We start from the raw sequence: 24,069 nt of genomic DNA, 5'->3' as shown, positions 1-24,069 counted from the left end.
CACCCGAAGGTCCCTGGGGCTCCGCCCCAGACCCCGTTCGCGCTGAAGGCGCTCGTCCTCAAACGCCGGACGGGCTGGGGATGCCTATGGTGGCCCACACTAGATGCTCAGCGGCACGGGCTGAGGTTGCCCATGCGGGCCAGCACGAGCCCTGCCAGGGGCGCGGGGAACTGCGCATAACGCCCAGGCACCCGCACGCGGGCCCACACCAGATGCTCAGGGGCGCGGGGAACTGCGCATAACGCCCAGGCACCCGCACGCCGGCCCGCACCGGATGCTCAGGGGCGCGGGGAATTGCGCAAAGCTCCAGCCACCCGTACCTCGCCCCGCCCTACCGGTGGGGCGCCCCCGGCGGAGACGGCGGCGCATCCGGAGGAGGCCCACCCGGGTCCGGCTCACCCGGGGGCGGACCCTCGCGCAACCCCTCCTCACGCGCCCCCTCCTCACGCAACCCCTCAGGGCCGGGCCCACGACGCCCATGCCGGGCCCGGTGCCCTGCCGGATACCCCCGCTCACCCGGCGCCCCACCCGCAACGCCCGCCGCGCCCGCCGCACCCCCACCCCGCCGCGAAGCCATCAGCGCCGCCCCAAGCAGCATCACCAGCCCGCCGCCCAGCGCGAGCCCGACCCCCTGGCCCAACCCCTTGCCGGACGAGTCCACGGTCAGACTCCCCGCCGCCTGCCCCTGCCGCACCATCCACAGCACGGTGAAACCGAGCACGACGAGACCCGCGACGATCACGAGCGCGCGCGAGCGCAGCACCAAGCCCACCAGCGTCACCAGGGCCGCGAAGGCAAAGGGGAGCAGCATCGAACCGGCCACCTCCGCCTTGTCGGCGGAGATGCCGGAGAACAGGTCGTCGATGCGGTACGCGCTACCGTGACGGCCGTCGTACCAGGCACGGAAGGGGCTCCAGACGGCGGCCGCCGCTCCGATGAGAGCGAGGATCGACCCGAGGACACCACGGACATCTCGCACCATCTCCGGCCCTCCTCACAGACGGCTCTCGCTGCTGACGCTACGCCCGGTGCGGGCCCTCCGCTACCCGGAGCCCACTGGTCCGGCCCGCCTCCGACGCGGACCACTGTTAGGGTGTCGGCCGGTCTCGGGAGGGGGGCGACGTGCTGCGTCGCGGGATGAAATGCGCGGCCGTACTCATAGGTACGGTGCTCGCGCTGACGGGGTTCTCCAGTCACGGCGGTCACGGCAACGGCCACCACGCGAGTTCGGGCGGCGGTTGCTCCAACTCCCGTAAGAGCAACGACGATTCAGGTAGTGGCGGCAGTACGTCCGCCACCGGCCCCGCTGACGGCTCCACCACCGGTTACGCCAACGGCTCCACCACCGGCAACCCCACCGGCTCCACCCCGGGCCCCGGCGGCGGCTCGGTCTCGGGGACGACCACCGCTACCACCTCGGTCGTCACCGCGTGCGCCTCCGCCGCCCAGAACCTCACGAGCTCCACCGTGCACGTGACGGTGAGCAGCGGTTCCGGCAGCCGGCGCTACCGCGTGGAGGTCACCTTCCGCGACGCGGCCGACGCCCTCGTCGACGAGGGATCCACCACGGTGAACCTGGGCCCCGGCGCCTCCCGGGACATCACCGTGCCGATGGACCACCCCGAGCTGATCGCCCGCGTGGACCACTGCGAAGCCACGGTCCGGCCCGCCTAGCGGCCCGCCGCCGCCCACCTGAGCAACCGCCCCCCCCGCTCACCGCGTCCGGAAGCCCTTCGAGCGGCGCGCGCCGAACAGCTCGGCCTGGCGTGGCGGCGGCAGGTTCCCGAGCGCGACGAACGCGGGCGCGCGGGAGTGGGCCTGGGCGAGGGCGGCCTCCTGCGCGGCCCACACCGACCGTACGGTCCCCTGCACGGCCTCCGTCGGGAATGAGGCGATCGTCTGCGCGCAGCGCACAGCGGCCTCCAACTCCGCGCCGGGCGCCGTCACTTCGCTGACGAAACCGATCTCGTGCGCCCGCCGCGCACTCATCCGCTCGGCCGTGCCCATGAGCGCGAGCCGGGCCGCCTCGCCGTGCGGCATCCGCAGCGCCAGATACATCGACTCGTACGCGCTGACCATGCCGTAGGTGGTGTGCGGGTCGAAGAACGTGGCGTCGTCGGCCGCGATCACGAACTCCGCCTCGCCGAGCAGGTAGAACGCCCCGCCGCAGGCCATCCCGCGCACGGCCGCGATCACCGGTTTCCACAGGTCGTTGGCCTTGGGGCCGATCGTGAGCAGGGGATCGTCGGTCGAGTACGGCGACGTGGGCTGCGCCACCTGGGCCGCGCGGTCGATCCCGGTGCAGAAGGCGCGCTCGCCCGCCCCGGTCAGGACGACCGCGCGTACGGTGTCGTCGAACCGCAACTCGCGCCAGATCGAGGCCAGTTGGGCGGCCGTCTCCAGGTCGATCGCGTTCAGGCGCTCGGGCCGGTCCAGGGTGACGACCGCGACGCCGCTCTCCCGGTCGCGCGCCACCAGGACGCTCACGCCCGCTCCAGGAGCCAGCGCGGCACGCTCACCCCGTCGACCTCGGTGAACGCCACCTGCACCCGGGCCCCGATCCGCAGCCGGGCGGGGTCGACCGAGTCCAGCGGCGCGTCCGGCTCGGCGACCACGTTGCCGACGAGCCGGATCAGCGGGTCATCGGCGAGCTCGACGATCACCGCGTTGTAGGGGGCCACCGCCGCGTAGTCGGGCAGCAGCGGGGGGTGGGGCAGGACGTAGGACCAGAGGCGGCCGCGTCCGCAGACGCGGCGCCACTCGCTCGCGAAGGACCGGCAGTGCGGGCAGCACGGCCGGGGCGGGAAGCGGAGGCGGCCGCAGCCGGGTGCGGCGCAGGCCTGGACGCGCAGCTCGCCTCGGGCGGCGTACTCCCAGAACGGCGCGCCGTCGTCGTCGGGTACCGGTGTCAGCATCTCTCAACTCCTCAGCAGAAGGGCGGAGGTGGGCACGCCCTCACCGGCGGTGACCAGGCAGGTGGCGGCGTCGGGGACCTGGGCGGTGCCGGCGCCGCGCAGTTGCTTGACGCCTTCGTTGATGAGGTTGAAGCCGTGGACGTAGGCCTCGCTCAGGCCGCCGCCGCCGGTGTTGAGGGGCAGCCGTCCGCCGATCTCCAGGGCGCCGCCCTCGGTGAAGGCGCCGCCCTCGCCGCGCCCGCAGAAGCCGTAGCCTTCGAGGGAGAGCGGGATCAGCGGGGTGAACGCGTCGTAGATCTGGGCCACGTCGATGTCGTCGGGCCCGAAGTCGGCCTGCTTCCACAGGTGGCGCGCGGCGGTCCAGGCGGGTCCGGTCAGCGGGTCGTCGTTCCAGTAGTTGACCATGCCGTGGTGCTGGGCGGGCAGGCCCTGGGCGACGGAGTGCACGTACACGGGCCGCTGCCGGCAGTCGCGGGCCCGCTCGGCGGAGACGACGACGCACGCCAACGCCCCGTCCGTCTCAAGGCAGTTGTCGAAGAGGCAGAGCGGTTCGCTGATCCAGCGCGAGGTCATGTACATCTCGCGGGTCAGCGGGCGCTCGTACATGATCGCGGCCGGGTTCTGGTTGGCGCGGTTGCGGCAGGCGAGGGCCACGTTGAAGAGGTGGTCGCGGGTGGCGCCGTACTCGTGGAAGTAGCGCCGGGCCAGCATGCCGATCTCGTCGGCGGGCCTGAGCAGCCCGAAGGGGCGGGTCCACTGGGCCGGGGTGGGAAGCTGAACCGCGGTGTTCTTCCATGGCCTCGGCCCGCTGCCGCGCTTGCGGGAGCGCCAGGCCACCCCGACGCCCGCCTGCCCGGTGGCGATCGCTGCGGCCAGGTGTCCCACGGTCGCGCAGGAACCGCCGCCGCCGTAGCCGACCTTGCTGAAGAAGGTCACGTCCCCCGCGCCGATGGACTTGGCGACCTCGACCTCGTCGGTCTCCTCCATCGTGTACGAGGCGAACGCGTCCACCTCCGACGCCTCGATGCCCGCGTCGTCGAGGGCGGCGAGGATCGCCCGGCACGCCAGCGTCTTCTCGGATTCGGGCAGGTGCCTGGCGAACGGCGTCTGCCCGATCCCGACTATGGCTGTCGCGTCCTTCAACGTGGCCATGGCCCCACCTCCACGAGCGTCACCCGTACTGACAGCGCAGGAGGCTACAGCTAATCTGACGGATAGTCAGCTGGCCTGGGGAGGGTTTCGATGCGCGGGGACCTGGAGTGGGGCACGATCGCGAATCTGGTACGGAGCGCGGCGGGGCGCTACGGCGAGCGGGAGGCGGTCGTCGAGGGCCGGAGCCGGATCTCCTACGCGGAGCTCGGCGAGCGGGTGGAGCGGGCGGCGGCCGCGTGCGTGGCGGCCGGGGTGGAGCCGGGCGACCGGGTCGCGCTGTGGGCGCCCAACACCGCCGACTGGATCGTCGCGGCGCTCGGCGCGGTGAGCGCGGGCGCGGTGCTCGTGCCGCTGAACACCCGGTTCAAGGGAGCGGAGGCGGCGTACGTCCTGCGCGGTTCCCGCGCCAGGCTCCTGTTCATCACCGGCACCTTCCTCGGCACCTCCTACGTCGCCTCGCTGCGCCGCGCCACGGCCGAGGGCCCCGGCACCGGCCCGCTGCCCTCGCTGCCGCATCTGGAGCAGGTGGTGGTCCTCGCCGACGACGCGCCCGACGCCTTTCGCACCTGGAAGGACTTCCTGGCCGGCGGCGAAGGCGTCCCGGGCGCGCGGGTGGCGGCGCGCGCGGCCGCCATCGACCCGGACGCGCCCTGCGACATCGTCTACACCTCCGGCACCACCGGCCACCCCAAGGGAGCGGTGATCACCCACGCCCAGACGCTGCGCTGCTACGAGATCTGGGCCGGCCTCGCGGGTCTGCGCGAAGGCGACCGCTATCTGATCGTGAACCCGTTCTTCCACACCTTCGGCTACAAGGCGGGCGTCCTCGCCTGTCTGATGCGGGGCGCGACGATGGTGCCGCAGCCCGTGTTCGACGCCGAGACGGCCCTCGCCAACATCGCCGCCGAACGCGTCTCGGTCCTGCCGGGCCCGCCCACCCTGCACCAGGCGCTCCTGGACCACCCCGCCCGCGACCAGTACGACCTGAGCGCGCTGAGGCTGGTGGTGACGGGCGCGGCGGTGGTGCCGCTGCGCCTGGTGGAGCGCCTGCGGGACGAGCTGGGCGTGGCTACCGTCCTGACCGCGTACGGGCTCTCCGAGGCGAGCGGGATCGTCACGATGTGCCGCCGGGGCGATCCGGCGGAGGTCATCGCCTCGACCTCGGGCCGCGCGATCCCCGGCACCGAGGTGCGGGTCCTGGCCGCCGATGGCGAGCCCGGCGAGATCGAGGTCCGCGGCTTCCATGTGATGCGGGGCTATTTCGAGGACCCGAAGCGGACGGCCGAGGTGATCGACGAGGACGGCTGGCTGCGCACGGGCGACATCGGCGTCCTGGACGGCGCGGGCAACCTGCGCGTCACCGACCGGATCAAGGACATGTTCATCGTCGGCGGCTTCAACGCCTACCCCGCCGAGATAGAGCGACTGCTCGGCCTGCACCCGGCGGTGGCCGACGTGGCGGTGATCGGCGTCCCGGACGCGCGCCTGGGCGAAGTGGGCCGCGCCTACGTGGTCCGCCGCCCCGGCTCACCGGCGACGGCCGACGACCTCATCGCCTGGTGCCGCCGCGAGATGGCCAACTACAAGGTGCCGAGGGAGGTCGAGTTCGTCCCCGAACTCCCGCGCAACGCGAGCGGGAAGGTGGTGAAGGGGGAGCTGCGGGGCGGTTACCGGTCAGATGGGTGAGGCCGTTACCTGGAGGACGTACACGCACTGGTGCCGCGCAATGGTCAGGTAGAGGAACATGCCGCCGGGCACGAAGGCGGTCTGCACACCGTCTCCCACTCCTTGATAGCGCGTGCCGTCCAGGTGCAGAGCCGCTGCTGCTCGCACGATCTCGGCGGCGCGCAGGCGTACCTCGGCGATCAGCTCGGCCGGCGGCGGCGTCTCGCCGCCGACCACGTGGGTCTCGTCGGGCTCGTACTCCCAGCGCCACTCAGACATCCGTCAGCGACTCCCGGGCCATCAGGTGGACGGCCCGGATCTCCTCCAGGGCTTCCCGCCACGCGGGATCGTCGCGGTCGAGGACCTGCGCGGCGTACTCGGCCGAGCGCAGACGCGCGGCGATGGCGGGGAAGCGGGCGATCTCGATCACGATGGCCCAGGACTCCAGGAACTGGACGATCGGGCCGAGGGAAGCGGTTCGCGCGGCGAGGGCGATCGCCTCGTCCTTCTGTAGCTCCATCTCGGCCAGCCGGTGCGGCGCGACCTGGGCCAGAGCCACGCGGAGCGCGGCAGGGCTGCGTTCCGGACGCGGGACGAGAGGCCCGCCGGGCTCGGTGTGCTGTGCGCTCATCCTGGTCCCTCCTGAGGTGCCAGGGCCACAGTACGGCACCCGTGGCGGGCTGCTGCGGGCTGTGGAAGAAGAGCGCGGAGGCGAGGCTCGGGGGTGCGGCGGGCGCCACGATGTCCAGCCCGTCCGACGGCGCGGGGGACACCGGCCGGGCGGCACGAGACCGGGACGAACGGCTGCGGCCGTCCCCTTCCCGCGCCGCCGTGGCGGGCTCAGGTGGCGTGGATGTCCTGCGGCGTGATCACCGTGGCGTGGATGTCCAGGGTGCCGGCCGCGACGCGCGGGGCGGCGAGGGCGGGGGCGGCGGCGCCGACCGCCGCCGTTATGACGACGGCGAGCGTGGCGAGCAGGCGGGTGGCGCGGATCATGGCAACTCCAGGTGCGGTACGGGGTGTTGGTTGTGCGTGAGTGGGTGTCGACCGTATGAATGATCGCCGGTCCCGGCGCTCAAGGACCGGCGAATGCCCGGACCGGTGGGCGCGGAGCGGACCGGTCCTGGACATGCGGCGGCCGCGACGGCTCCCCCTCCGCGCCGTCGCGGCCGTCCCCCCGCTGAGAAAAGTCAGTTGACCGGTTCCGCCGTCGCGTGGACGTCGTTCGTCGAGGCCGCGCCGGTGGCCGTCGCGTGGACGTCCAGGGGCTTGACGGTGCCGGCGCCCCCGACGCCGGTGGCGTGCACGTCCAGCGGCGTGAACGTGCCGTCGTCGGCCGTGGTCGTGGCGTGGACGTCCAGTGGCTTGATGACCGGTTCGGTGCTCTTGATGTCGCCCATGGTGACTCTCCCGTTGGCGGTACTGATGGATCGGAACGGACCCGCCCGGCCGCTCCCCCGATGGTGTCCGGACGGGTCCCTCGGAGCCGCTGAGACTAATACCGCGGCTCTCAGTCCTTCCGCCGGCCCCCCGGCTGCACGGAACGACTGAGTAGAAGAGTGCCGGACGGCGATAAACGAACGATGAACGGCCAGCCCCGCGCCTATGCGGCGCGCGCGGGGGCCAGCAGGGCGCGGACGGTCTCGGCCTCCGGCGAGCCCAGCGCGTCGAACAGTTCCAGCGACTCCCGCCAGCAGACCTGGGCCCGCCCGCTCTGTCCGATGCCGTCCAGCGCCCGGCCGAGCACCGTCAGGACGTTGCCCCGGCGCCACTCGCCCCCTATGCCGCGCAGGCGGGTCAGCGCCATCTCCGCGTTCGCCGCCGCCTGGGCCGGGCGCCGGGCGGCGAAGTCCACCTCGGCGAGGCGGAACAGGGCCATGCCCTCCCACAGGTGCTGGCGGCTGTCGCGGAACACCTCAAGGGCCTCCCGCAGCCGGCGGACCGCCTCGGCGTACTGTCCGTCCTTCGCCAGGGCGAGCCCCAGCGCGTAACGGGCGTTGGCGCCCCGCAGCGAATTGCCGAGCCCGTCGTAGATGTCGAGGCCGTTCTGGGCGAGGGCCACGGCGCTGGCCGTGCGGCCCATGGCCAGATGGATCCGCGACAGGTTGCACAGCGCGCTCGCCTCGCCGGGCCGGTCCCCGCCACGGGAGTAGTTCTCGATCGCCGTCGTCAGGTGCTGCTCGCCCTCGGCGTACCGGTTCTGGTAGAGCGCGACGACGCCCCGGATGTTGGGGGCCCAGCAGCCGGGCAGGGAGTCCGCGGCGAGCTGGGACAGGCGCATGCCCTCCGCCGCGTCGAGGTCCGCCTGGTCGAACCCGCCCGCCGTGTGCCGGGCGTTGGCCAGCGCGGTCAGGACGCGCCCCTCCGCCCGTACGTCCCCGCAGGCGTGGGCGGCCGCCTGGAGCGCGGTGCCACTGGCCACGTACTCCTTGGAGTTGGTGCCCGACTCCGCGAGGTCGAGGGCGGCCCACAGGAGGTCCCCGGCCCGGCGCAGGAAGGCGGGCCGGCTCGCCGCCTGCCGTACGCAGGCCAGGAGCGGGACGGCTTCGGCGTACATCCAGTCCTGGGCGGCGTGGGGCTCCTCGAAGCGCACGCCGACGCGTCCGGTCGGCTCCAGGTGGTCCACCAGGCGATCGCCCGGGCGTTCCAGCGCGTACACGCCCGAGGCCGTCGCCAGATAGAAGTCCAGCAGCCGCGAAAGCGCCAACTCCCGCTCCTGCGGCGGCTGTTCGTCGCGCTCGGCGCACGAGCGGGCGTACAGCCGCACCAGGTCGTGGTAGCGGTAGCGGCCCGGCGCGGCGGACTCCACCAGGGACGTGTCGACCAGCGACTCCAGCAGATCCTCGGTCTCCTGCTCGGGGAGGTCGAGGACGGCGGCCGCGGCGGCCAGGGAGATGTCGGGCCCGTCGGGCAGGCCGAGCAGGCGGAAGGCGCGGGCCTGGGCGGGCTCCAGCTGGCCGTAGCCGAGCTCGAAGGTGGCCTTGACCGCGAGGTCACCGGCCTGGAGCTCGTCCAGGCGGCGCCGCTCGTCGGCGAGCTTCGCGGCCAGGACGGAGACCGTCCAGGTGCGGCGCGAGGCGAGGCGGGAGGCCGCGATGCGGATGGCGAGCGGTAGGAAGCCGCAGGCGGCGACCACGTCGAGGGCCGCCTCGCGCTCCGCGCAGACGCGCTCGGTACCGACGATCCTGGTGAAGAGCTGCAACGCCTCGTCGGGGGACATCACGTCCAGGTCGACGAGGTGCGCGCCGGCCAGGTCGACCATCCGGTTGCGGCTGGTGACGAGGGCGGCGCAGCCCGCGGTGCCCGGAAGCAGCGGCCGGATCTGCGCCGCGTCCCGGGCGTTGTCGAGCAGCACCAGGACCCGGCGGCCGTCGAGCGTGGAGCGGAACAGGGCCGCGCGCTCGGCCATCGAGTCGGGGATCGCCGGGTCGGGTGTGCCGAGCGCGCGCAGGAAGGCGCCGAGTACCGTCTCGGGTTCGGTGGCCTGCGCGCCGGCGCCCTGGAGGTCGATGTAGAGCTGCCCGTCGGGGAAGTGCGGCCGGGCCGCGTGGGCGACGTGCACGGCGAGCGTGGTCTTGCCGACGCCGCCGATGCCGGCCAGCGCGGAGACCGCCATGACCGTGGTCTCGGCGCTGGCGAGCCGCGAGGTGAGCTCGCGTACGAAGGAGGCGCGTCCGGTGAAGTCCGGTACGGAGGCCGGGAGTTGGGCCGGGCGGACCGGGGCCGGGGCGAAGGTGGGCGCGTCGGCGGGCGGCCGGGCCAGGTCCTCGTCCGCGCGCAGGATGCGGTGCTGGAGCCGGGCGAGCTCGGGCCGGGGGTCCACGCCGAGCTCGTCGGCGAGCAGCCGCCGGGTGTCGGCGTACACCGCGAGCGCTTCGGCCTGGCGGCCACTGCGGTACAGGGCCAGCATCAGCAGTTCGCGCAGCCGCTCGCGCAGCGGGTGGGCGGCGGTCAGCGCGGTCAGCTCGGAGACGGCCTCGGCGTGGCAGCCCGCCTCCAGGTCCAGGTCGAGTCGCGTCTCGGTGAGCTGGAGGCGCCACTCGGACAGCCGGGTGCGCTGGTTCTCGGCGTACGGGCCCGGCACGTTGGCCAGGGGTTCGCCGTCCCAGTGTGCGAGCGCCCTGTTCAGGAGCGCGCGGGCGCGGCTCTGATCGCCGCCGGTCCGCGCCTTCTCGGCGGCGGTCGCCAGCTCCTGCGCCTCGTTGAGGTCGAGAGTGGCGGCGCCGGCCCGGATCGCGTAACCGCCGGACTCGCTGACCAGGACCCCGGGGTCCAGCACCTTGCGCAGCCGGGAGGCGTACGTACGGAGCGCGGCCAGGGCCTGGGAGGGCGGGTCCTCGCCCCAGATGGCGTCGATGAGTTCGGCCGCGGTGGCGGTGTGGCCGTCGCGCAGGAGCAGGGCGGCGAGCAGGGCGCGCTGCTGCGGAGAGCCGGACGGCAGGGGCTGCTCACCCCGCCAGGCCCGTACCGGTCCGAGTACGCCGAAGCGGAGCCCGGCGCCGGATGCCGCCGGGCCGTGCTCGTCCGCCGCCTGGGCGAGGTCCCCCGTCGCGTGCTGCGGCGGCGGTACCGGAGCGCGCTGCTCCGGAACGCGCGTCCCGCCGTCACGGTCCATAGCTCCCCCTGTACCCCCGTACTCCTGGATTGCTCCCCGCCAGTCTGCCCTGTCCGGAGGGGTCGCGTCAGCAGCGGGTGACCCTCTGCACAAGGCTTCGACACATGCCCTGCACACTCATCGCAAGCGCTGTCCCCCCGCGTTTCGTGCGGGACGCGGCGGCCCGGGCGGGGCGTGAGGCGTGCGCGCGGGGAGCTGACGGATCGTCAGATTCCCTCTACCGTAGAGGACATGGAGACCTTCCCGAAGATAATCTCGGTGGACGACCACACGGTGGAGCCCCCTGGCGTCTGGCGGGACCGCCTCCCGTCCAGGTACCGGGAGAGCGGCCCGCGCGTTGTCCGGGCCCCGCTGAAGGAAATGACCTTCCTGGGCGGCAAGTTCGCGCCGGTCATGGGCGCGAAGGGCGACGACGGGCCGATCGGCGACTGGTGGGTGTACGAGGACCTGCACCGCCCGCTGACCCGCCTCGACACGGCCGTCGGCTACGACCGGGACGAGATCCGGCTCGAAGTCATCACCTACGAGCAGATGCGACCGGGCTCCTACGACGTCACCGCGCGCCTGGCGGACATGGACGTCAACCACGTCCAGTCCGCGCTCTGCTTCCCCACCTTCCCGCGCTTCTGCGGCCAGACCTTCACCGAGGCGCCCGACCGCGAACTCGCGCTGCTCGCGGTGCGCGCGTACAACGACTGGATGGTGGAGGAGTGGTGCGGCCCCGACGCCCACGGCCGCCTGGTCCCGCTCACCCTGATCCCGCTGTGGGACGCCCGCCTCGCCGCCGCCGAGGTCCGCCGCAACGCCGCGCGGGGTGTGCGCGCGGTCGCCTTCTCCGAGATACCCCCGCACCTGGGCCTGCCCTCCATCCACACCGACGCCTGGGACCCCTTCCTCGCGGCGTGCGACGAGACCGGCACGGTGATCGCCATGCACATCGGCTCGTCCAGCAGGATGCCCTCCACCTCGCAGGACGCCCCGCCGGCCGTCGGCTCGACCATCACGTTCGCCAACTGCTGCTTCTCGATGGTCGATTGGCTGATGAGCGGCAAGTTCGAACGCTTCCCCAACCTCAAGGTCATGTACGCGGAGGGCCAGATCGGCTGGATCCCGTACATCCTGGAGCGCGCGGACGTGGTGTGGGAGGAGAACCGGGGCTGGGGCGGCGTGGCGGACAAGGTCCACCGCCCCCCGTCCGAACTCTTCGCGGACCACGTGTACGGCTGCTTCTTCGACGACGCGTTCGGGCTGCGCAACCTGGACGCGATCGGCGTGGGCAACGTCCTGTACGAAACGGACTACCCGCACTCGGACTCGACGTGGCCCAAGTCGAAGGAGGTCGGCGAGGCGCAGATGGGCCACCTGGCGGGGGACGTGGTGGAGCGGATTGTGCGGGGCAATGCGATTGCCCTGCTGGGGCTTACGGGGGAGGGGCTGTGGCGGCCGTAGACCCGGGCGGTGCCCTGCGGGGCTGACGGGGGGGGGTGGGTGTAGCCCGGGCGCCCACGGGGCCCGGGCCCGACCCCTAGCCTGCGGCCGCGTAGGTGACGAATGCGGCCCAGGTGCCCGGGGGGACGCAGAGGAGGTCACCGTCGGGGTACTTGGAGTCGCGGATGTGGATGGTGCGGCGGGTGGCGGCGACTTCTACGCAGTCCTCGCCGTTGTTGCTGCTGCTGTAGCTGCTCTTGAACCACGTCAGTTCGGTGCCGTAGACGGCGGAGGATTCGTCCTTCACGATTCGCTTCTCCCGTCACGCGTTGTGGGATGCGGGCTCAGTGGCTGGCCGCGTAGGAGACGAAGGCGTTCCAGGTGCGCGGGGTGACGCCGAGGCGGCTGCCTTCGGGGGTCTTGGAGTCACGGATGTGGATGGTGCGGGGGGTGGTCGCGACTTCGATGCAGTCGTTGCCGTCGCTGCTGCTGCTGTAGGTGCTCTTGAACCACGTCAGCTCGGTGCCTTCGATGGAGGCGTACTCGCGGATCATGTTTCTCCCAGCACTCGCTTGATGAAGGCTCGTGACTCGTCCGGAGTGAGAGCCCGGGCCCGGATGCTGCCATAGCGCAGTTCCAGGATACGGAGATGGCGCGGTTCCGAGATCGGTCGACCGCCGAATTCGCCATCCGCGCGAGCAGCAGCCGAGCCGTTGGCGAACTTCAGCACCTGGATCAAGCCCGCCGTCCCCGGGTGGTCTGCCCGGGACGTAGGCATCACCTGAAGCTCTACGTTCGGTAGCTCCGCCATCTCCAGCAGCCGTTCAAGCTGTCGACGTAGCACGTCCGATCCTCCGATCGGCCGCCGCAGCGTCACCTCCTCTTGCACGAAGCTCAGTTCGGGGGCAGGCGTACGGTCGAAGATGGAGCGCCGAGCCACCCTCGCGGCGACCATCCGTTCCAGTTCGTCCTGCGAGTACGCGGGCCGCAGCGTCCGCAGCAGTGCGCGCGCGTAGTCCTCCGTCTGCAACAACCCATGGATGTTGTGCGTGGTGTACATGCACAGTTCCACTGCCTGCGCCTCCAGCTTGGCCAGCTCGCGCACCATCTTCGGGTATCGCGCGACGGCCACATCTTCCTTCATCGCCGACAGCCTGCCGCCGGCGCGGAGCACCCGATCCGCTTCGTCCAGATACTCCGGGCGCGGGATCCTGCGACCGCCCTCTACCTTGTAGACCAGATCCTCGCCGTAACCGATTGCCGCGCCGAACTCGCCCGCCGTCAACCCAGCCTGCTCGCGCCAGAGTTTGAGCTGACGTCCGATCGCCGCCGCCACTGCGCAGGCTTCGTCGTCCGCGTCCGTGCCCCTGTCGTCACTCATCTGCAACCACCTCCGAGCGAAGCCGTACCCCTGCGCAGCCGGGACGCCACCGGACAGAGCCGGGACAGAAACTCTGCGTACGCATGCGATTACTGGTCAGCGTAAGCGGACGCGACCACGCTGAGTGATGTGAAAGAGGAAACGGCCCAAGGGGTACGTGAGTTCAGTGTTCAGCTCTCCTGCACACGGCGCGGTGCGCGGCTGGCCCGCATTCTGCTGGTCGAGCAACTGCGCCGCTGGGGACGGGAGTTCGAAGACGCCCAGCATGTCGTGGCCGAGCTGGCGTCCAATGCCGTACTGCACGGGCGGGTGCCCGGCCGGGACATGCGCCTCGTGCTGCGGGACACCCCGGGGGCCCTGCGCATCGAGATGGTGGACGCGCGCGGTGACCGGCTGCCCGTCGCACGGGCGGAGCCCTGGGCCGAATCGGGCCGGGGGCTGCTGCTCGTGGCGGCGTACGCCACCCGCTGGGGCGTCCTCACAGGCCCGGGCCCGTGCAAGACGGTGTGGGCGGAGCTGCCCGCGAGGTCAGGAAACGGCGCGGGCGGGGGCGGCGCGCCGCCGTACGCGGAGAGCGGCGAGGGGGCCGTCCGACCCTCCCACGGCCACCACGCCGCCCCGGCCGACCGCTGAACCGGCGTCGGGCACCCGTGATGAGCCGGTGCGCGACCCCGGTCGTACGCGCGCGTACCTCTGAAGTCGCAGACCGCGAACGCCTCCCCCGCCCGGCGGCGGAACCCGTTGCCGCCTCGGGCGTGATGTGGCGGGAGCGCGGCGCCGGGAGAGTGGGAGCCGTCCGATCGACCCACCTACAACCCGAGGACCGTTATGAACCGCCGTACGAAGACCGCCGTGCTCGGTGTCACGCTTGTGCTCACCGCTGCCGTGGCAACGGGATCCGCCGCCGCGTCCGGTGACGACCGGCGGGAAGCCGCCGCCCTGACCGGCACCGCGAAGCTGTACCGGTCGGCCGGGGACGACATCACGTTCTCCTTCGACGCGCATCTGGCGACGAAGGACAACGATGACCCGCTCAAGGCGACGGGCACCTTCGAGTGGAGCCACTACCGCGACGGCCACGGCGCCTGGGCGAAGGCGAAGGTCAACTGCCTCGTCACCGGTGGCAAGGTGGCCGTGGTCTCGGGCGTCATCACGGACTCGGACCTGCCCGGCGCCAAGGGAAAGCAGGTCGGCGTCACCGTCGATGACCTCGGCCGCCACGACCGGCTCGGCTACAGCTGGGCCGCGACCGGCACGCCCGTGGAGACTGGCGACATGCCCAAGTGCGTGAGTTCGGCGCCCTTCGAGAAGGTCAAGCAGGGCACGGGTGACTTCACGGTCGTCCCGTGGCAGCCGAAGTTGTAGCCCCGTCATCCTGAAGGCCAACGGTGCTTCCGGAGACACCCTGATGCTCGTCCAGGGGCGCTGACAAAGGGTCTGGGCGCCGTCACGATGGGGCCCATGACGTTGAGCCCTGCTCAAGCAGAGAAGGTCCTGGCCGACAACTTCGCGCCCTGGGTGCTCGGTCTCGGACTGCGCGTGGAGGAGACGGGGGAGCGGCACGCGGTGCTGCGCCTGCCGTGGAGCGACGCGCTCGCCCGGGACGGGGGCGGGATCAGCGGGCAGGCGCTGATGGCCGCCGCCGACACCGCCACCGTGATCGCGGTGGCCTCGGCGCGCGGGGCGTACGGGCCGATGACGACCGTGCAGCAGTCCACGAGCTTCATGCGTCCGGTGACCGGCGCCGACGTACTGATCGATGCCCGCGTCACCAAGCTGGGCCGGCGCATGGCCTTCGCCGAGATCGCCATGACCGCCGAGAACACCGAGGAGCCGGCCGCCCGGGCGACCACGGTGTACGCCCTGCTCGGCTGAGGCGAGTCAGCCTTCCGCGCGCTGATGCCGAAGCGGAAGGCAGGCACGCGTGTCGGCTGCGCTCCCGTCCCCCCCCGATCGCCGGGTACGTACTTCCCGCCACCTGACCGGCTGCGCACCGGCGGTGGTGTTTGAGTACGCGTACTCATGAGAGGCCACTCCACCCCCTTTAGCGTGACGCTGGCGAAGACGAGGCGCACGAGGGGGAGGGGACGGGTGAGTTCGTTCGAGGAGGAGTGGGCCCAGCTCAAACGGGACGCCGTGGCGATGCGGCTGGCGAGTACGGGGCCGGGCAGCGGGGGCGCGATGGACGTCAAAGGTTCCCAGAGCGCGTGGACGTCTGCGGCCAACGCGGTCGCTGGGCTCGCGAATGACGTGAACAGTGCGCTGAGCGCCCTGGACCTGGGGCAGCATGGGCTGGCCACAGGCGGCGGGGTGGAGACCGCGGCGGCCCAGTCCGAGGTCTACCAGAGCTGGAAGACCTATTTGGAGATGGTGGCGGACCGTTGCCAGAGACTGCGCGGCGGGCTGGGGCGGGCGGGTAGCGACTTGTTCCTGACGGACAAGGGCGTGCTGGGTCTGTTCGGGTCGCCGAGCACGCAGGATCAGGACACACCCGCAATCGGCGGCAGGGGGCGGTGATCCGATGGACGTGGAGGCGCTGAAGACCCTCAAGCCGCACGAGTTCGAGGAGGCGTCCCTCGGGTACCGCTCCACCAGCAACATGGCGAGCCAGGCGAAAGACGCGCTGGAGCGTCGCATCACGCCGCAAATGCAGCATTCCCTCAACGGCGAAGCGGCCGACGCCGCAGTTACGCGGTTGCTGGAGCTGACCCAGGACTTCCACTACATGCAAGCGGAGTGTGGCCTGATCAGCACCGCCCTGAACGCCTTCGCGGCGGACGTCAGACCGGCGCAGGCCAAGCTGGAGCGGGCCCTTGCGGATGCGGACGAGCACAAATTCACCGTGGGGGCGGACGGCTCGGTGGCGTATCCAGCAATGAGCTCCGGGCCCGGTGGCCCGCCAACGGCGCCCGGCGCGGCGAGCGGCACCCTCTCCGAACAGGCACGTGCGCTCCAGCGACAGGCGGGTGTCTTCGACCCCAACCCGAACTATGCGATCGCCCAGGACATCGCCAACCGAATAGCGGAGGCGCTGAGGGAGGCCACGGAGGCGGACCAGAAGTGGGCGCCGGCGCTGCGCGCCCTCAAGGCGGACGACGATCTGACCGTCTCCGAACAGGACTGGGCGGATGTGCAGAAGGACATGGAGGGCGTCCGCGAGGCGGGCCGCCACTACCTGGATTCCCTGCCGCAGCCCCCGAAGGACGGTGACCCCAAGGACAACGCCAGTTGGTGGAGCAAGCTGGACCCGGATCAGCAGGAGGCGTGGACGTCTGCCCACCCTGAGATTGTCGGCGCCCTCGACGGGCTGCCTGCCGCAGCGCGGGACGAGGCCAATCGCTACGTTCTCGACGAGACCAGGGGCCAGTACCAGACGGAGTTGGACGCGATGCCCAAGCCACCCGCCGACGAGTGGACGTGGATCAACGCGGGTGGGTACGCGTCGAAGGTCCACACCGATGAGTGGATGGACTGGTACAGGGCGCACGGCGCGAGATACGGCCACCTTACGGCATCGCTGCAAGGCATGGACGCCATTCAGACTCGCTTCGACAGTTCCGCGAGTAAGGGCCTGCCTGAAGCATATCTACTGGGGTTCAGCCCCGAGGGTAATGGTCGGGCGATCATCGCCAATGGAAACCCGGACACGGCTGTCCATCAGGCCGTGTACGTACCCGGAACGACAGCTAACCTGAGCAACATTGGTGGGGCTATCGATCGAATGGGCAGCGTGTGGCGTGCGGCCGATGGAAAGGCCGCCGTCGGCGAGCCGGTCTCCACCATTACTTGGCTCGGCTACGACGCTCCGTCTGATGTCGTGAAAGATGCACCGTTCAGCCACTATGCGAATGATGGGGCCCCGGCTTTCAACAAGTTCATGGATGGTCTTGACGCTTCGCACACCGGGGATGCGCCGGCCCACCGCACCGCGATCGGTCATTCGTACGGCACTACGCTGATCGGGGCAGCCGCTCGACAGGGAACATTGCACGCAGATGACGTGATTCTGGCAGGAAGCCCAGGGGTTCAGGTGCCCAAGGCGGAACAGATGGACGTACCCAAGGGGCATGTCTGGAATTTGGAGGCCGAAGGCGATCCTGTCCCAGATATCGGTCGATTCGCACACGGAGGAACCGATTGGGACGGACCATGGATCATCCCAAGTGATGAAGAGTTCGGTGCTAACCAGATGGCAACAGGCGACATCCATGGGCATAGTGAGTACTGGAAAGAGAAAAGCACCAGCCTTCTGAATCAGGGGCTGATCGTCTCGGGGCACAGCGACAATGTGAGGCTGAAGGAGCCGTCGCATCACTGGGATCATATGCGCTGATGAAGATTGCGGAGGCAGGCGGACCGACCCGTTCGGGGCGGTGCCATCAGTGAATCCGACCGGCTGTTCCCGGTCCGACCGATTGCGAATCACCGTTGTGAAGAGGAAGCCCGGTTCATCCGTGCTGTTATTGTCCGTTGCCCTTACGACTCTCACTGGATGCAGCATGAGTGACTCCAAAAACTCACAAGACATTCCGTTCGCGGGCATCAGCACTACCAGCGACGCGGCCGATGCGATGGAGAGGGTGTCCAGCGAGCTCTACGACCTGATCGGTCTCAAGGGAAGAGCCTCCAGCACACAGCCCGGCGTCATGGAGTGCGAAGGGAAGGACCGCGACACGTACTTCACGATCTTCCACCCCTGGAACATCACACCGGCAAAGGCCACGGCCGCAGAGCTGGACGGCGTGATGGAACGGCTCAAGAGCGAGTTGCCGAAGCACGGTTGGAAGGTGGTCGAGTACGAGCGGGACACCAGCAAGAACAGAAACCTCAGCTTGACGGCCGACAACGACGAGAAGAAGGTCAGCGTCAACCTGGCTTCCTACACGAAGGACAACCCGCCCGCGTTGGGGCTGATGGTGGTGTCCGGCTGCTACCGGATCCCGGACGGGAAGAAGATCGAGCGCTTCTGAGGCTGCCATCGCGCTCGAATCGGGGCGCCGACAAGGGGCTGGGGGACGCCCGGGCAGCTGGGCGGCGGTCGTGTGGCCGCCGGTTGCGCTGCGTGCACCCCTTGCCTGACGGTGCGTCAGCTATGACGATGGGAGCCATCCCGGTGGGGTGACGGGGCGTCAAGTGAAGCGGGAGGGCGCGATGTTGAGGGTGCCGAACGGGCGTCTCGCGTACGGGATGCAGCTTCCCGTGCAATCGCAGAGCACCCTCTACGCCGAGCGCTGGGAGGCCGATGCCGGGCCCGGTGACCTCGTTGCGATCGCGCGGGCCGCTGACCGGGCCGGGTTCGCCTACCTTGCCTGCTGCGACCACGTCGCCATTCCGCGCCGGCTCGCCGGGGCCATGAGTACGGTCTGGTACGACCCCGTCGCCACCCTGGCGCACTTGGCCGCCGTCACCGAGCGGGTCCTGCTGATGAGCCATGTCGCGGTCGTCGGGCTGCGCCACCCCCTCGTCACCGCCAAGCAGTACGCGACCCTGGACCACCTCAGCGGCGGGCGGCTGATCCTCGGGGTCGGGGCCGGGCACGTGCGCGAGGAGTTCGACGCGGTCGGCGCGGACTTCGCGCACCGGGGGGCCGTGCTCGACGAGACCATCGACGCGCTCCGGGCGGCGCTCGGGCCGGAGGAGTACCCCGAGTTCCACGGCGAACGGTTCTCCTTCGGCGGGCTCGGCCAGCGGCCACGGCCCGCGCAGCGACGCGTGCCGATCTGGGTGGGCGGGTCGTCGCCCGCAGCCCTGCGGCGGGCCGCGCTGCGCGGGGACGGGTGGCTTCCCCAAGGGGGGACGAGGCGGCAACTGAGCGAGCAGATAGGCGAGTTGCGGGCGCTTCGGGAGCTGGGCGGCGTGGACGAGCCCGTCACCATCGGCGCGATCACTGAGGCGCTGTACGTCGGTGAGCCCGGCTGGGACACCGGGCGACGCACCCTCACGGGCAAACCCGAGGCGCTTGCGGCGGCGCTGCGTGCGTACGGGGAGATGGGCGTGGACCAGATCCAGGTGCGGTTCCGCTCGCGGGGATGCGACGAACTCCTCGACCAGATGGCCGCGTTCGGGGCCGAGGTCGGCCCACACCTCAACGACTAGGAGTCGACGATGGGCAAGCTGGACGGTCGGGTCGTCTTCATCACCGGGGGCGCGCGGGGGCAGGGGGAGCAGGAGGCGCGGCTGTTCGTGGCCGAGGGGGCCAGGGTCGTCATCGCGGATGTGCTGGACGAGCAAGGGGAGGTGTTGGCCAAGGAGTTGGGGCACGGCGTCGCTCGGTTCACGCGTCTCGACGTGAGCCGCGAGGAGGAGTGGGTGGAGGCGGTCGCCGCCGCGAAGGACGCCTTCGGGAGGATCGACGGGCTGGTCAACAACGCCGGGATCCTGCGGTTCAACGCGCTCGTGGACACCCCGCTGGATGAGTTCATGCAGGTGGTGCGGGTCAATCAGGTGGGGTGTTTCCTCGGGATCAAGACGGTCGCGCCCGAGATCGGCGCCGCTGGGGGCGGCACCATCGTCAACACCGCCTCGTACACCGCGATGACCGGCATGGCGGCGGTGGGGACGTACGCCGCCACCAAGCACGCCATCCTCGGACTCACCCGGGTCGCCTCGCTCGAACTCGCGCATCTGGGGATCCGGGTCAACGCGGTGTGCCCGGGCGCCATCGACACCGCCATGTCCAACCCCGCCCAGCTCGACCCGACGGCGGACGCCGCCGAGACCTCGGCCGCACTCGACGAGCTCTACCGCAAGCTGGTGCCGCTCGGCCGGGTGGGACGGCCCGAGGAGGTGGCCGCGCTCGCCCTGTTCCTGTCCTGCCAGGACTCCTCGTACATCACGGGACAGCCCTTCGTGATCGACGGCGGGTGGCTGGCCGGGGTGTCCCTGTTCTGAGTTCCCCGAAGCCCACTTCCGGGCTCGGGCGCCTGGGGGCCCTGGTCTGACCATGCGTCAGGTATTGACCGTGCTGGCGGCCGGTGGAACAGTCGAGCCGTCACCATCTGACGGTGCGTCAGAAACACGTGATACGTCATGAAGGAGAAGTCCCGTGGAATTCGGACTCTTTGTGCAGGGATACGTGCCGGCGGCACGGTCAGCGGTCGACCCCATGGCGGAGCACAAGGCGCTCATGGAGGAGACGGAGTACGTCATCCAGGCCGACAAGTCCGGGTTCAAGTACGCCTGGGCCTCCGAGCACCACTTCCTGGAGGAGTACTCCCACCTCTCCGCGAACGAGGTCTTCCTCGGCTACCTCGCCCACGCCACCGAACGCATCCACCTCGGCTCGGGCATCTTCAACCCGCTGGCCCAGGTCAACCACCCCGTCAAGGTCGCCGAGAAGGTGGCCATGCTGGACCATCTCTCCGAGGGACGCTTCGAGTTCGGCAGCGGGCGGGGCGCCGGGTCGCACGAGATCCTGGGGTTCATACCGGGTGTCACCGACATGAACCACACCAAGGAAATCTGGGAGGAGACCATCGCGGAGTTCCCCAAGATGTGGCTCCAGGACGAGTACCAGGGGTTTCAGGGGAAGCACTGGTCGCTGCCGCCCCGGAAGATCCTGCCCAAGCCGTACGGGGCGTCGCACCCGGCCATGTGGTACGCCGCCGGGTCGCCCTCCTCGTACGCGATGGCGGCGCGCAAGGGGTTGGGGGTGCTCGGGTTCTCCGTGCAGAAGGTCTCCGACATGGAGTGGGTCCTGGAGCAGTACAAGACGGCGATCCGGGACGCCGAGCCGGTCGGTGCGTTCGTCAACGACAACGTGATGGTGACGTCCACGGCGATTTGTGCGCCGACGCACGAGGAGGCGGTGCGGATCGCGGTGGGGGGCGGGCTGAACCGGTTGCAGTCGTTGGTGTTCCGCTACCACGACACGTTTCCTCGGCCCGAGGGGATTCCGCGGTGGCCGGAGCTGCTGCCGGAGTACACCGAGGAGATCATTGAATTGCTCATCTCGGAGGAGTTGATGATCTGTGGGGATCCTGATGAGGTGACGGCGCAGTGCAAGCGGTGGGAGCAGGCGGGGGCGGATCAGTTGTCGTTCGGGTTGCCGATCGGGGTGTCGTTCGACGACACGGTGCAGACGATTCGGTTGATTGGGGAGCATGTGATTCCGGTCATCGACACGGACCCGGTCCACCGCACGTCCCGCTTCCGCGCCGCATCCTGACCCGCCGCGCCCCAGCCCCCTGGGCCTCCGCCCCAGACCCCGTTCGCGCTGAACGCGCTCGTCCTCAAACTCTCCCAAGGCCTTAAGGGCCAGGGGGGACCCCCATGACGGGCTGGGTATGCCGATGCGGGCCAGCGCCAACCCCGGCAGGGGCGCGGGGAACTGCGCGGCCAGCCACGCACGGTCCGCAGCCGGGGTCCCTGAGGCTCCGCCCCAGACCCCGTTCGGCCTGAACGGCCTCGTCCTCAATCTCCCCCAAGGCCTTAAGGGCCAGGGGGGGACCCCCATGACAGGCTGGGGATGCCTCTACGGGCCCGCACCGAGACCGCCAGGGGCGGCGGGCTGTGTGTGCGGGCCAGCACCAGCCCTGCCAGGGGCGGCGGGCTGTGTGTGCGGGCCAGCACCAGCCCTGCCAGGGGCGCGGGGAACTGCGCGACCAGCCCAGCACGGTCCGCAGCCGAGGCTCCTGGGGCTCCGCCCCAGACCCCGTATCGCGCCTGAAGGGCGCTCGTCCTCAATCTCCCCCAAGGCCTTGAGGGCCAGGGGGGACCCCCATGACAGGCTGGGGATGCCTCTACGGGCCCGCACCGAGACCGCCAGGGGCGGCGGGCTGTGTGTGCGGGCCAGCACCAGCCCTGCCAGGGGCGCGGGGAACTGCGCGACCAGCCACGCACGACCCGCACCCAACGAACCCCCGGAGGGTTTCGGGAAGGGGCGGGGTGGGGGAAATCCCGGGCCGGCCCGGACCAGACCCCCGAACCAGACCCGAGGCGGCGCCTTCCCGGACCGCCGTCTCGTAACCACCCCCGGCCGGAGGCCCACCGCGGCGCCCCCCGGCCGGGGGCGGCCCCACCCGGCACCCGGGCTCGTACGGCACCCGGGGCCCGAACGGCACCCGGACCCGCACCGCATCCGGCCCCGAACGGCATCCGACCCGCACCGGGGTCGGCCCGCACCCACCCACACCCACCCCGCACCCCCGGAAGGCATCCCATGCTCGACCACCTGATCAAGGGCGCCACCCTCGTGGACGGGACCGGCACCCCCGCTCGCCTCGCCGACGTCGGCATACGCGGCGGACGGATCGCCACCGTCGCCGCCCCCGGCGCCGTCACCGAGGCCGCCGCCACCCGCGAGGACGCCACCGGTCTCGTCCTCGCGCCCGGGTTCGTCGATCCGCACACCCACTACGACGCCCAGCTCTTCTGGGACCCCTACGCCACGCCGTCCATGAACCACGGCGTCACCACCGTCGCCGGCGGCAACTGCGGATTCACCCTCGCCCCGCTCCACCCCGACCGCCCCGAGGACGCCGACTACACCCGGCGCATGATGTCCAAGGTGGAGGGGATGTCCCTCAAGGCCCTTGAGGAAGGGGTGAGTTGGGGGTGGAACAGCTTCGGGCAGTACCTGGACGCCCTCGACGGGCGGATCGCCGTCAACGCCGGGTTCATGGTCGGGCACTGCGCCCTGCGACGCCACGCGATGGGCCCGGACGCCGTCGGCGGGCAGCCGAGCCCCGCGCAGCTCGACGCCATGCTGGCGCTGCTCCACGACGCCATGGACGCCGGCGCCTGGGGGCTCTCCACCACCCAGTCCTCCACCCACTCCGACGGCGACGGCCAACCCGTGGCGTCCCGGCACGCGCTGCCCGGCGAGCTGATCGCGCTGAGCGAGGCCGTGGGACAGCACGAGGGGACGCAGCTCGAAGCGATCGTCGCCGGGTGCCTCGACCGGTTCGCGGACGACGAGATCGACCTGCTCGTCGAGATGAGCGCCGCCGCCGGACGCCCGCTCAACTGGAACGTGCTGACCATCGACGCCGCCGTACCCGAACGCGTACCGCGCCAGCTCCTCGCCAGTGAGCGCGCGCGCCGGGCCGGAGGGCGGATCGTCGCGCTGACCATGCCGATCCTCACCCCCATGAACATGTCGCTCGGCACCTTCTGCGCCCTCAATCTGATCCCCGGCTGGGGCGACGTCCTCGGCCTGCCCGTACCCGAACGCATCGCCAGGCTGCGCGACGCCGGCGTACGGGCCGAGATGCTGCGCCGCGCCGAGAGCAAGGAAGCCGGGATCTTCCGGCGGCTCGCGGACTTCGGGCGGTACGTCATCGGCGACACCTACAGCCCCGAGAACGAGGGCCTTACGGGGCGGGTGGTCAAGGACATCGCCGCCGAGCGCGGGCTCGACCCCTTCCACTGTCTCGTCGAGATCTGTGCCAACGACCGCCTGCGGACGGTCCTGTGGCCCATGCCGACCGACAACGACCCCGCCACCTGGGCGCTGCGCCGCGAGACATGGGAGCACGAGGACGTGCTGCTCGGCGGCTCCGACGCCGGGGCCCACCTGGACCGGATGTGCGGCGCCCCGTACACCACGCGTTTCCTCGGGGACTGTCTGCGCGGGCGCCGGCTCGTTCCGCTGGAGCGGGCCGTGAAGATGCTCACCGACGATCCCGCCCGCCTGTTCGGGCTGCGCGGGCGCGGCCGGATCGAGGAGGGGTGCCACGCCGACCTCGTCCTGTTCGACCCGGAACGGATCGAGGCCGGGCCCGCCACGCTCGTGCACGACCTGCCGGGCAGCAGCCCCCGGCTCGACTCCAAGGCCATCGGTGTCGTCTCGGTCCGGGTCAATGGCGTCGAGACGCTGCGCGAGGACCGGGTGACGGGCGCGGTGCCCGGCACGGTGCTGCGCTCGGGGCGCGACACCAGGACGGTGAGCACCAAGTGAGCCAAGCGGGCCA

25 protein-coding genes are annotated in these 24,069 nt (G+C 71.1%); 13 read left to right on the top strand and 12 right to left on the bottom strand.

Features of this window, described 5'->3' with window-relative positions; genetic code table 11:
- Positions 1-331: 331 nt before the first annotated feature.
- Positions 332-982 (bottom strand): hypothetical protein, encoded by a 651-nt coding sequence (locus ACFYM2_RS00390; protein WP_388832133.1) that lies wholly within the window; start codon positions 980-982, stop codon positions 332-334.
- Positions 983-1,122: 140 nt separating this feature from the next.
- On the opposite strand from ACFYM2_RS00390, the gene ACFYM2_RS00385 reads away from it, so the two are divergent.
- On the top strand, positions 1,123-1,674 hold the full coding sequence (locus ACFYM2_RS00385; RefSeq protein WP_388832130.1) for a hypothetical protein: 552 nt from the start codon (positions 1,123-1,125) through the stop codon (positions 1,672-1,674).
- A gap of 39 nt (positions 1,675-1,713) precedes the next feature.
- Here the strand turns inward: ACFYM2_RS00385 and ACFYM2_RS00380 are convergent, their stop codons facing one another.
- From ACFYM2_RS00380 to ACFYM2_RS00370, 3 genes are read right to left on the bottom strand one after another with little or no spacing between them, the layout of a single operon-like run.
- Positions 1,714-2,487, bottom strand: coding sequence for an enoyl-CoA hydratase/isomerase family protein (locus ACFYM2_RS00380; protein WP_359008013.1), 774 nt, complete (start codon positions 2,485-2,487; stop codon positions 1,714-1,716).
- Positions 2,484-2,915, bottom strand: a complete 432-nt coding sequence (locus ACFYM2_RS00375; RefSeq protein WP_359008010.1) for an OB-fold domain-containing protein — start codon at positions 2,913-2,915, stop codon at positions 2,484-2,486. The genes ACFYM2_RS00380 and ACFYM2_RS00375 overlap by 4 nt, the downstream gene beginning before the upstream one ends.
- 3 nt (positions 2,916-2,918) lie before the next feature.
- A complete protein-coding gene (locus tag ACFYM2_RS00370; protein ID WP_388832126.1) occupies positions 2,919-4,067 on the bottom strand; it encodes a lipid-transfer protein in 1,149 nt (382 codons plus the stop codon).
- A gap of 90 nt (positions 4,068-4,157) precedes the next feature.
- Here ACFYM2_RS00370 and ACFYM2_RS00365 point away from each other — a divergent pair, with 90 nt between their 5' ends.
- Positions 4,158-5,753, top strand: coding sequence for a FadD3 family acyl-CoA ligase (locus ACFYM2_RS00365; protein WP_388832123.1), 1,596 nt, complete (start codon positions 4,158-4,160; stop codon positions 5,751-5,753).
- On the opposite strand, the gene ACFYM2_RS00360 is transcribed toward ACFYM2_RS00365, so the two are convergent.
- The 5 genes from ACFYM2_RS00360 to ACFYM2_RS00340 all read right to left on the bottom strand — a co-directional run bounded on the left by ACFYM2_RS00360 (position 5,742) and on the right by ACFYM2_RS00340 (position 10,347).
- Positions 5,742-6,011, bottom strand: a complete 270-nt coding sequence (locus ACFYM2_RS00360) for a hypothetical protein (protein WP_388832120.1) — start codon at positions 6,009-6,011, stop codon at positions 5,742-5,744. The two genes, ACFYM2_RS00365 and ACFYM2_RS00360, sit on opposite strands and share 12 nt — an antisense overlap.
- Positions 6,004-6,363, bottom strand: coding sequence for a hypothetical protein (locus tag ACFYM2_RS00355; protein ID WP_359007999.1), 360 nt, complete (start codon positions 6,361-6,363; stop codon positions 6,004-6,006). The genes ACFYM2_RS00360 and ACFYM2_RS00355 overlap by 8 nt, the downstream gene beginning before the upstream one ends.
- A gap of 209 nt (positions 6,364-6,572) precedes the next feature.
- Positions 6,573-6,728: a hypothetical protein gene (locus ACFYM2_RS00350; RefSeq protein WP_388832117.1), complete on the bottom strand. Its 156-nt coding sequence runs from the start codon at positions 6,726-6,728 to the stop codon at positions 6,573-6,575.
- Positions 6,729-6,922: 194 nt separating this feature from the next.
- Entirely contained in the window at positions 6,923-7,132 is a 210-nt protein-coding gene (locus ACFYM2_RS00345) for a hypothetical protein (protein WP_350230973.1), read from the bottom strand.
- A gap of 203 nt (positions 7,133-7,335) precedes the next feature.
- Complete coding sequence (locus ACFYM2_RS00340; RefSeq protein ID WP_388832114.1) at positions 7,336-10,347, bottom strand: BTAD domain-containing putative transcriptional regulator; 3,012 nt, start codon at positions 10,345-10,347, stop codon at positions 7,336-7,338.
- Positions 10,348-10,578: 231 nt separating this feature from the next.
- On the opposite strand from ACFYM2_RS00340, the gene ACFYM2_RS00335 reads away from it, so the two are divergent.
- Positions 10,579-11,796, top strand: a complete 1,218-nt coding sequence (locus ACFYM2_RS00335; protein WP_388832111.1) for an amidohydrolase family protein — start codon at positions 10,579-10,581, stop codon at positions 11,794-11,796.
- A 76-nt stretch (positions 11,797-11,872) separates the two neighbouring features.
- On the opposite strand, the gene ACFYM2_RS00330 is transcribed toward ACFYM2_RS00335, so the two are convergent.
- Genes ACFYM2_RS00330 through ACFYM2_RS00320 form a run of 3 tightly spaced genes read right to left on the bottom strand, consistent with a single transcriptional unit; the run spans position 11,873 to position 13,156 of the window.
- Entirely contained in the window at positions 11,873-12,082 is a 210-nt protein-coding gene (locus ACFYM2_RS00330) for a DUF397 domain-containing protein (protein ID WP_388832109.1), read from the bottom strand.
- A 37-nt stretch (positions 12,083-12,119) separates the two neighbouring features.
- Positions 12,120-12,329, bottom strand: coding sequence for a DUF397 domain-containing protein (locus ACFYM2_RS00325; RefSeq protein ID WP_388832106.1), 210 nt, complete (start codon positions 12,327-12,329; stop codon positions 12,120-12,122).
- Positions 12,326-13,156 (bottom strand): helix-turn-helix transcriptional regulator, encoded by an 831-nt coding sequence (locus tag ACFYM2_RS00320; protein ID WP_359007983.1) that lies wholly within the window; start codon positions 13,154-13,156, stop codon positions 12,326-12,328. The genes ACFYM2_RS00325 and ACFYM2_RS00320 overlap by 4 nt, the downstream gene beginning before the upstream one ends.
- Before the next feature lie 129 nt (positions 13,157-13,285).
- Between ACFYM2_RS00320 and ACFYM2_RS00315 the strand changes: the two genes are divergently transcribed.
- The 10 genes from ACFYM2_RS00315 (at position 13,286) to ACFYM2_RS00270 (ending at position 24,056) form a co-directional block, all read left to right on the top strand.
- Positions 13,286-13,789 carry an ATP-binding protein gene (locus ACFYM2_RS00315; RefSeq protein ID WP_388832102.1) on the top strand — a complete coding sequence of 168 codons (504 nt, stop codon included), beginning with the start codon at positions 13,286-13,288 and terminating at the stop codon, positions 13,787-13,789.
- A 195-nt stretch (positions 13,790-13,984) separates the two neighbouring features.
- Positions 13,985-14,521 (top strand): Repetin, encoded by a 537-nt coding sequence (locus ACFYM2_RS00310; RefSeq protein WP_388832098.1) that lies wholly within the window; start codon positions 13,985-13,987, stop codon positions 14,519-14,521.
- A gap of 96 nt (positions 14,522-14,617) precedes the next feature.
- Positions 14,618-15,031 (top strand): PaaI family thioesterase, encoded by a 414-nt coding sequence (locus ACFYM2_RS00305; protein ID WP_388832095.1) that lies wholly within the window; start codon positions 14,618-14,620, stop codon positions 15,029-15,031.
- 216 nt (positions 15,032-15,247) lie between these two features.
- Positions 15,248-15,673: a hypothetical protein gene (locus ACFYM2_RS00300; protein WP_359007971.1), complete on the top strand. Its 426-nt coding sequence runs from the start codon at positions 15,248-15,250 to the stop codon at positions 15,671-15,673.
- A 4-nt stretch (positions 15,674-15,677) separates the two neighbouring features.
- Positions 15,678-17,489 (top strand): alpha/beta hydrolase, encoded by a 1,812-nt coding sequence (locus ACFYM2_RS00295; RefSeq protein WP_388832092.1) that lies wholly within the window; start codon positions 15,678-15,680, stop codon positions 17,487-17,489.
- 166 nt (positions 17,490-17,655) lie between these two features.
- Positions 17,656-18,126: a hypothetical protein gene (locus ACFYM2_RS00290; RefSeq protein WP_388832089.1), complete on the top strand. Its 471-nt coding sequence runs from the start codon at positions 17,656-17,658 to the stop codon at positions 18,124-18,126.
- Positions 18,127-18,307: 181 nt separating this feature from the next.
- On the top strand, positions 18,308-19,252 hold the full coding sequence (locus tag ACFYM2_RS00285) for an LLM class F420-dependent oxidoreductase (RefSeq protein WP_388832086.1): 945 nt from the start codon (positions 18,308-18,310) through the stop codon (positions 19,250-19,252).
- A gap of 9 nt (positions 19,253-19,261) precedes the next feature.
- Positions 19,262-20,047, top strand: coding sequence for an SDR family NAD(P)-dependent oxidoreductase (locus tag ACFYM2_RS00280; protein ID WP_388832083.1), 786 nt, complete (start codon positions 19,262-19,264; stop codon positions 20,045-20,047).
- A 154-nt stretch (positions 20,048-20,201) separates the two neighbouring features.
- Positions 20,202-21,323, top strand: coding sequence for an LLM class flavin-dependent oxidoreductase (locus tag ACFYM2_RS00275; RefSeq protein WP_359007957.1), 1,122 nt, complete (start codon positions 20,202-20,204; stop codon positions 21,321-21,323).
- A gap of 993 nt (positions 21,324-22,316) precedes the next feature.
- The gene (locus ACFYM2_RS00270) at positions 22,317-24,056 is read left to right on the top strand and encodes a D-aminoacylase (RefSeq protein ID WP_359007954.1); all 1,740 of its coding nucleotides are present in this window, start codon (positions 22,317-22,319) and stop codon (positions 24,054-24,056) included.
- Positions 24,057-24,069 lie beyond the last annotated feature (13 nt).

Source organism: Streptomyces sp. NPDC006711, assembly GCF_042869775.1.
In the GTDB taxonomy this organism is placed as follows: domain Bacteria; phylum Actinomycetota; class Actinomycetes; order Streptomycetales; family Streptomycetaceae; genus Streptomyces.
This window is presented reverse-complemented; position numbering and strand designations above follow the sequence as displayed.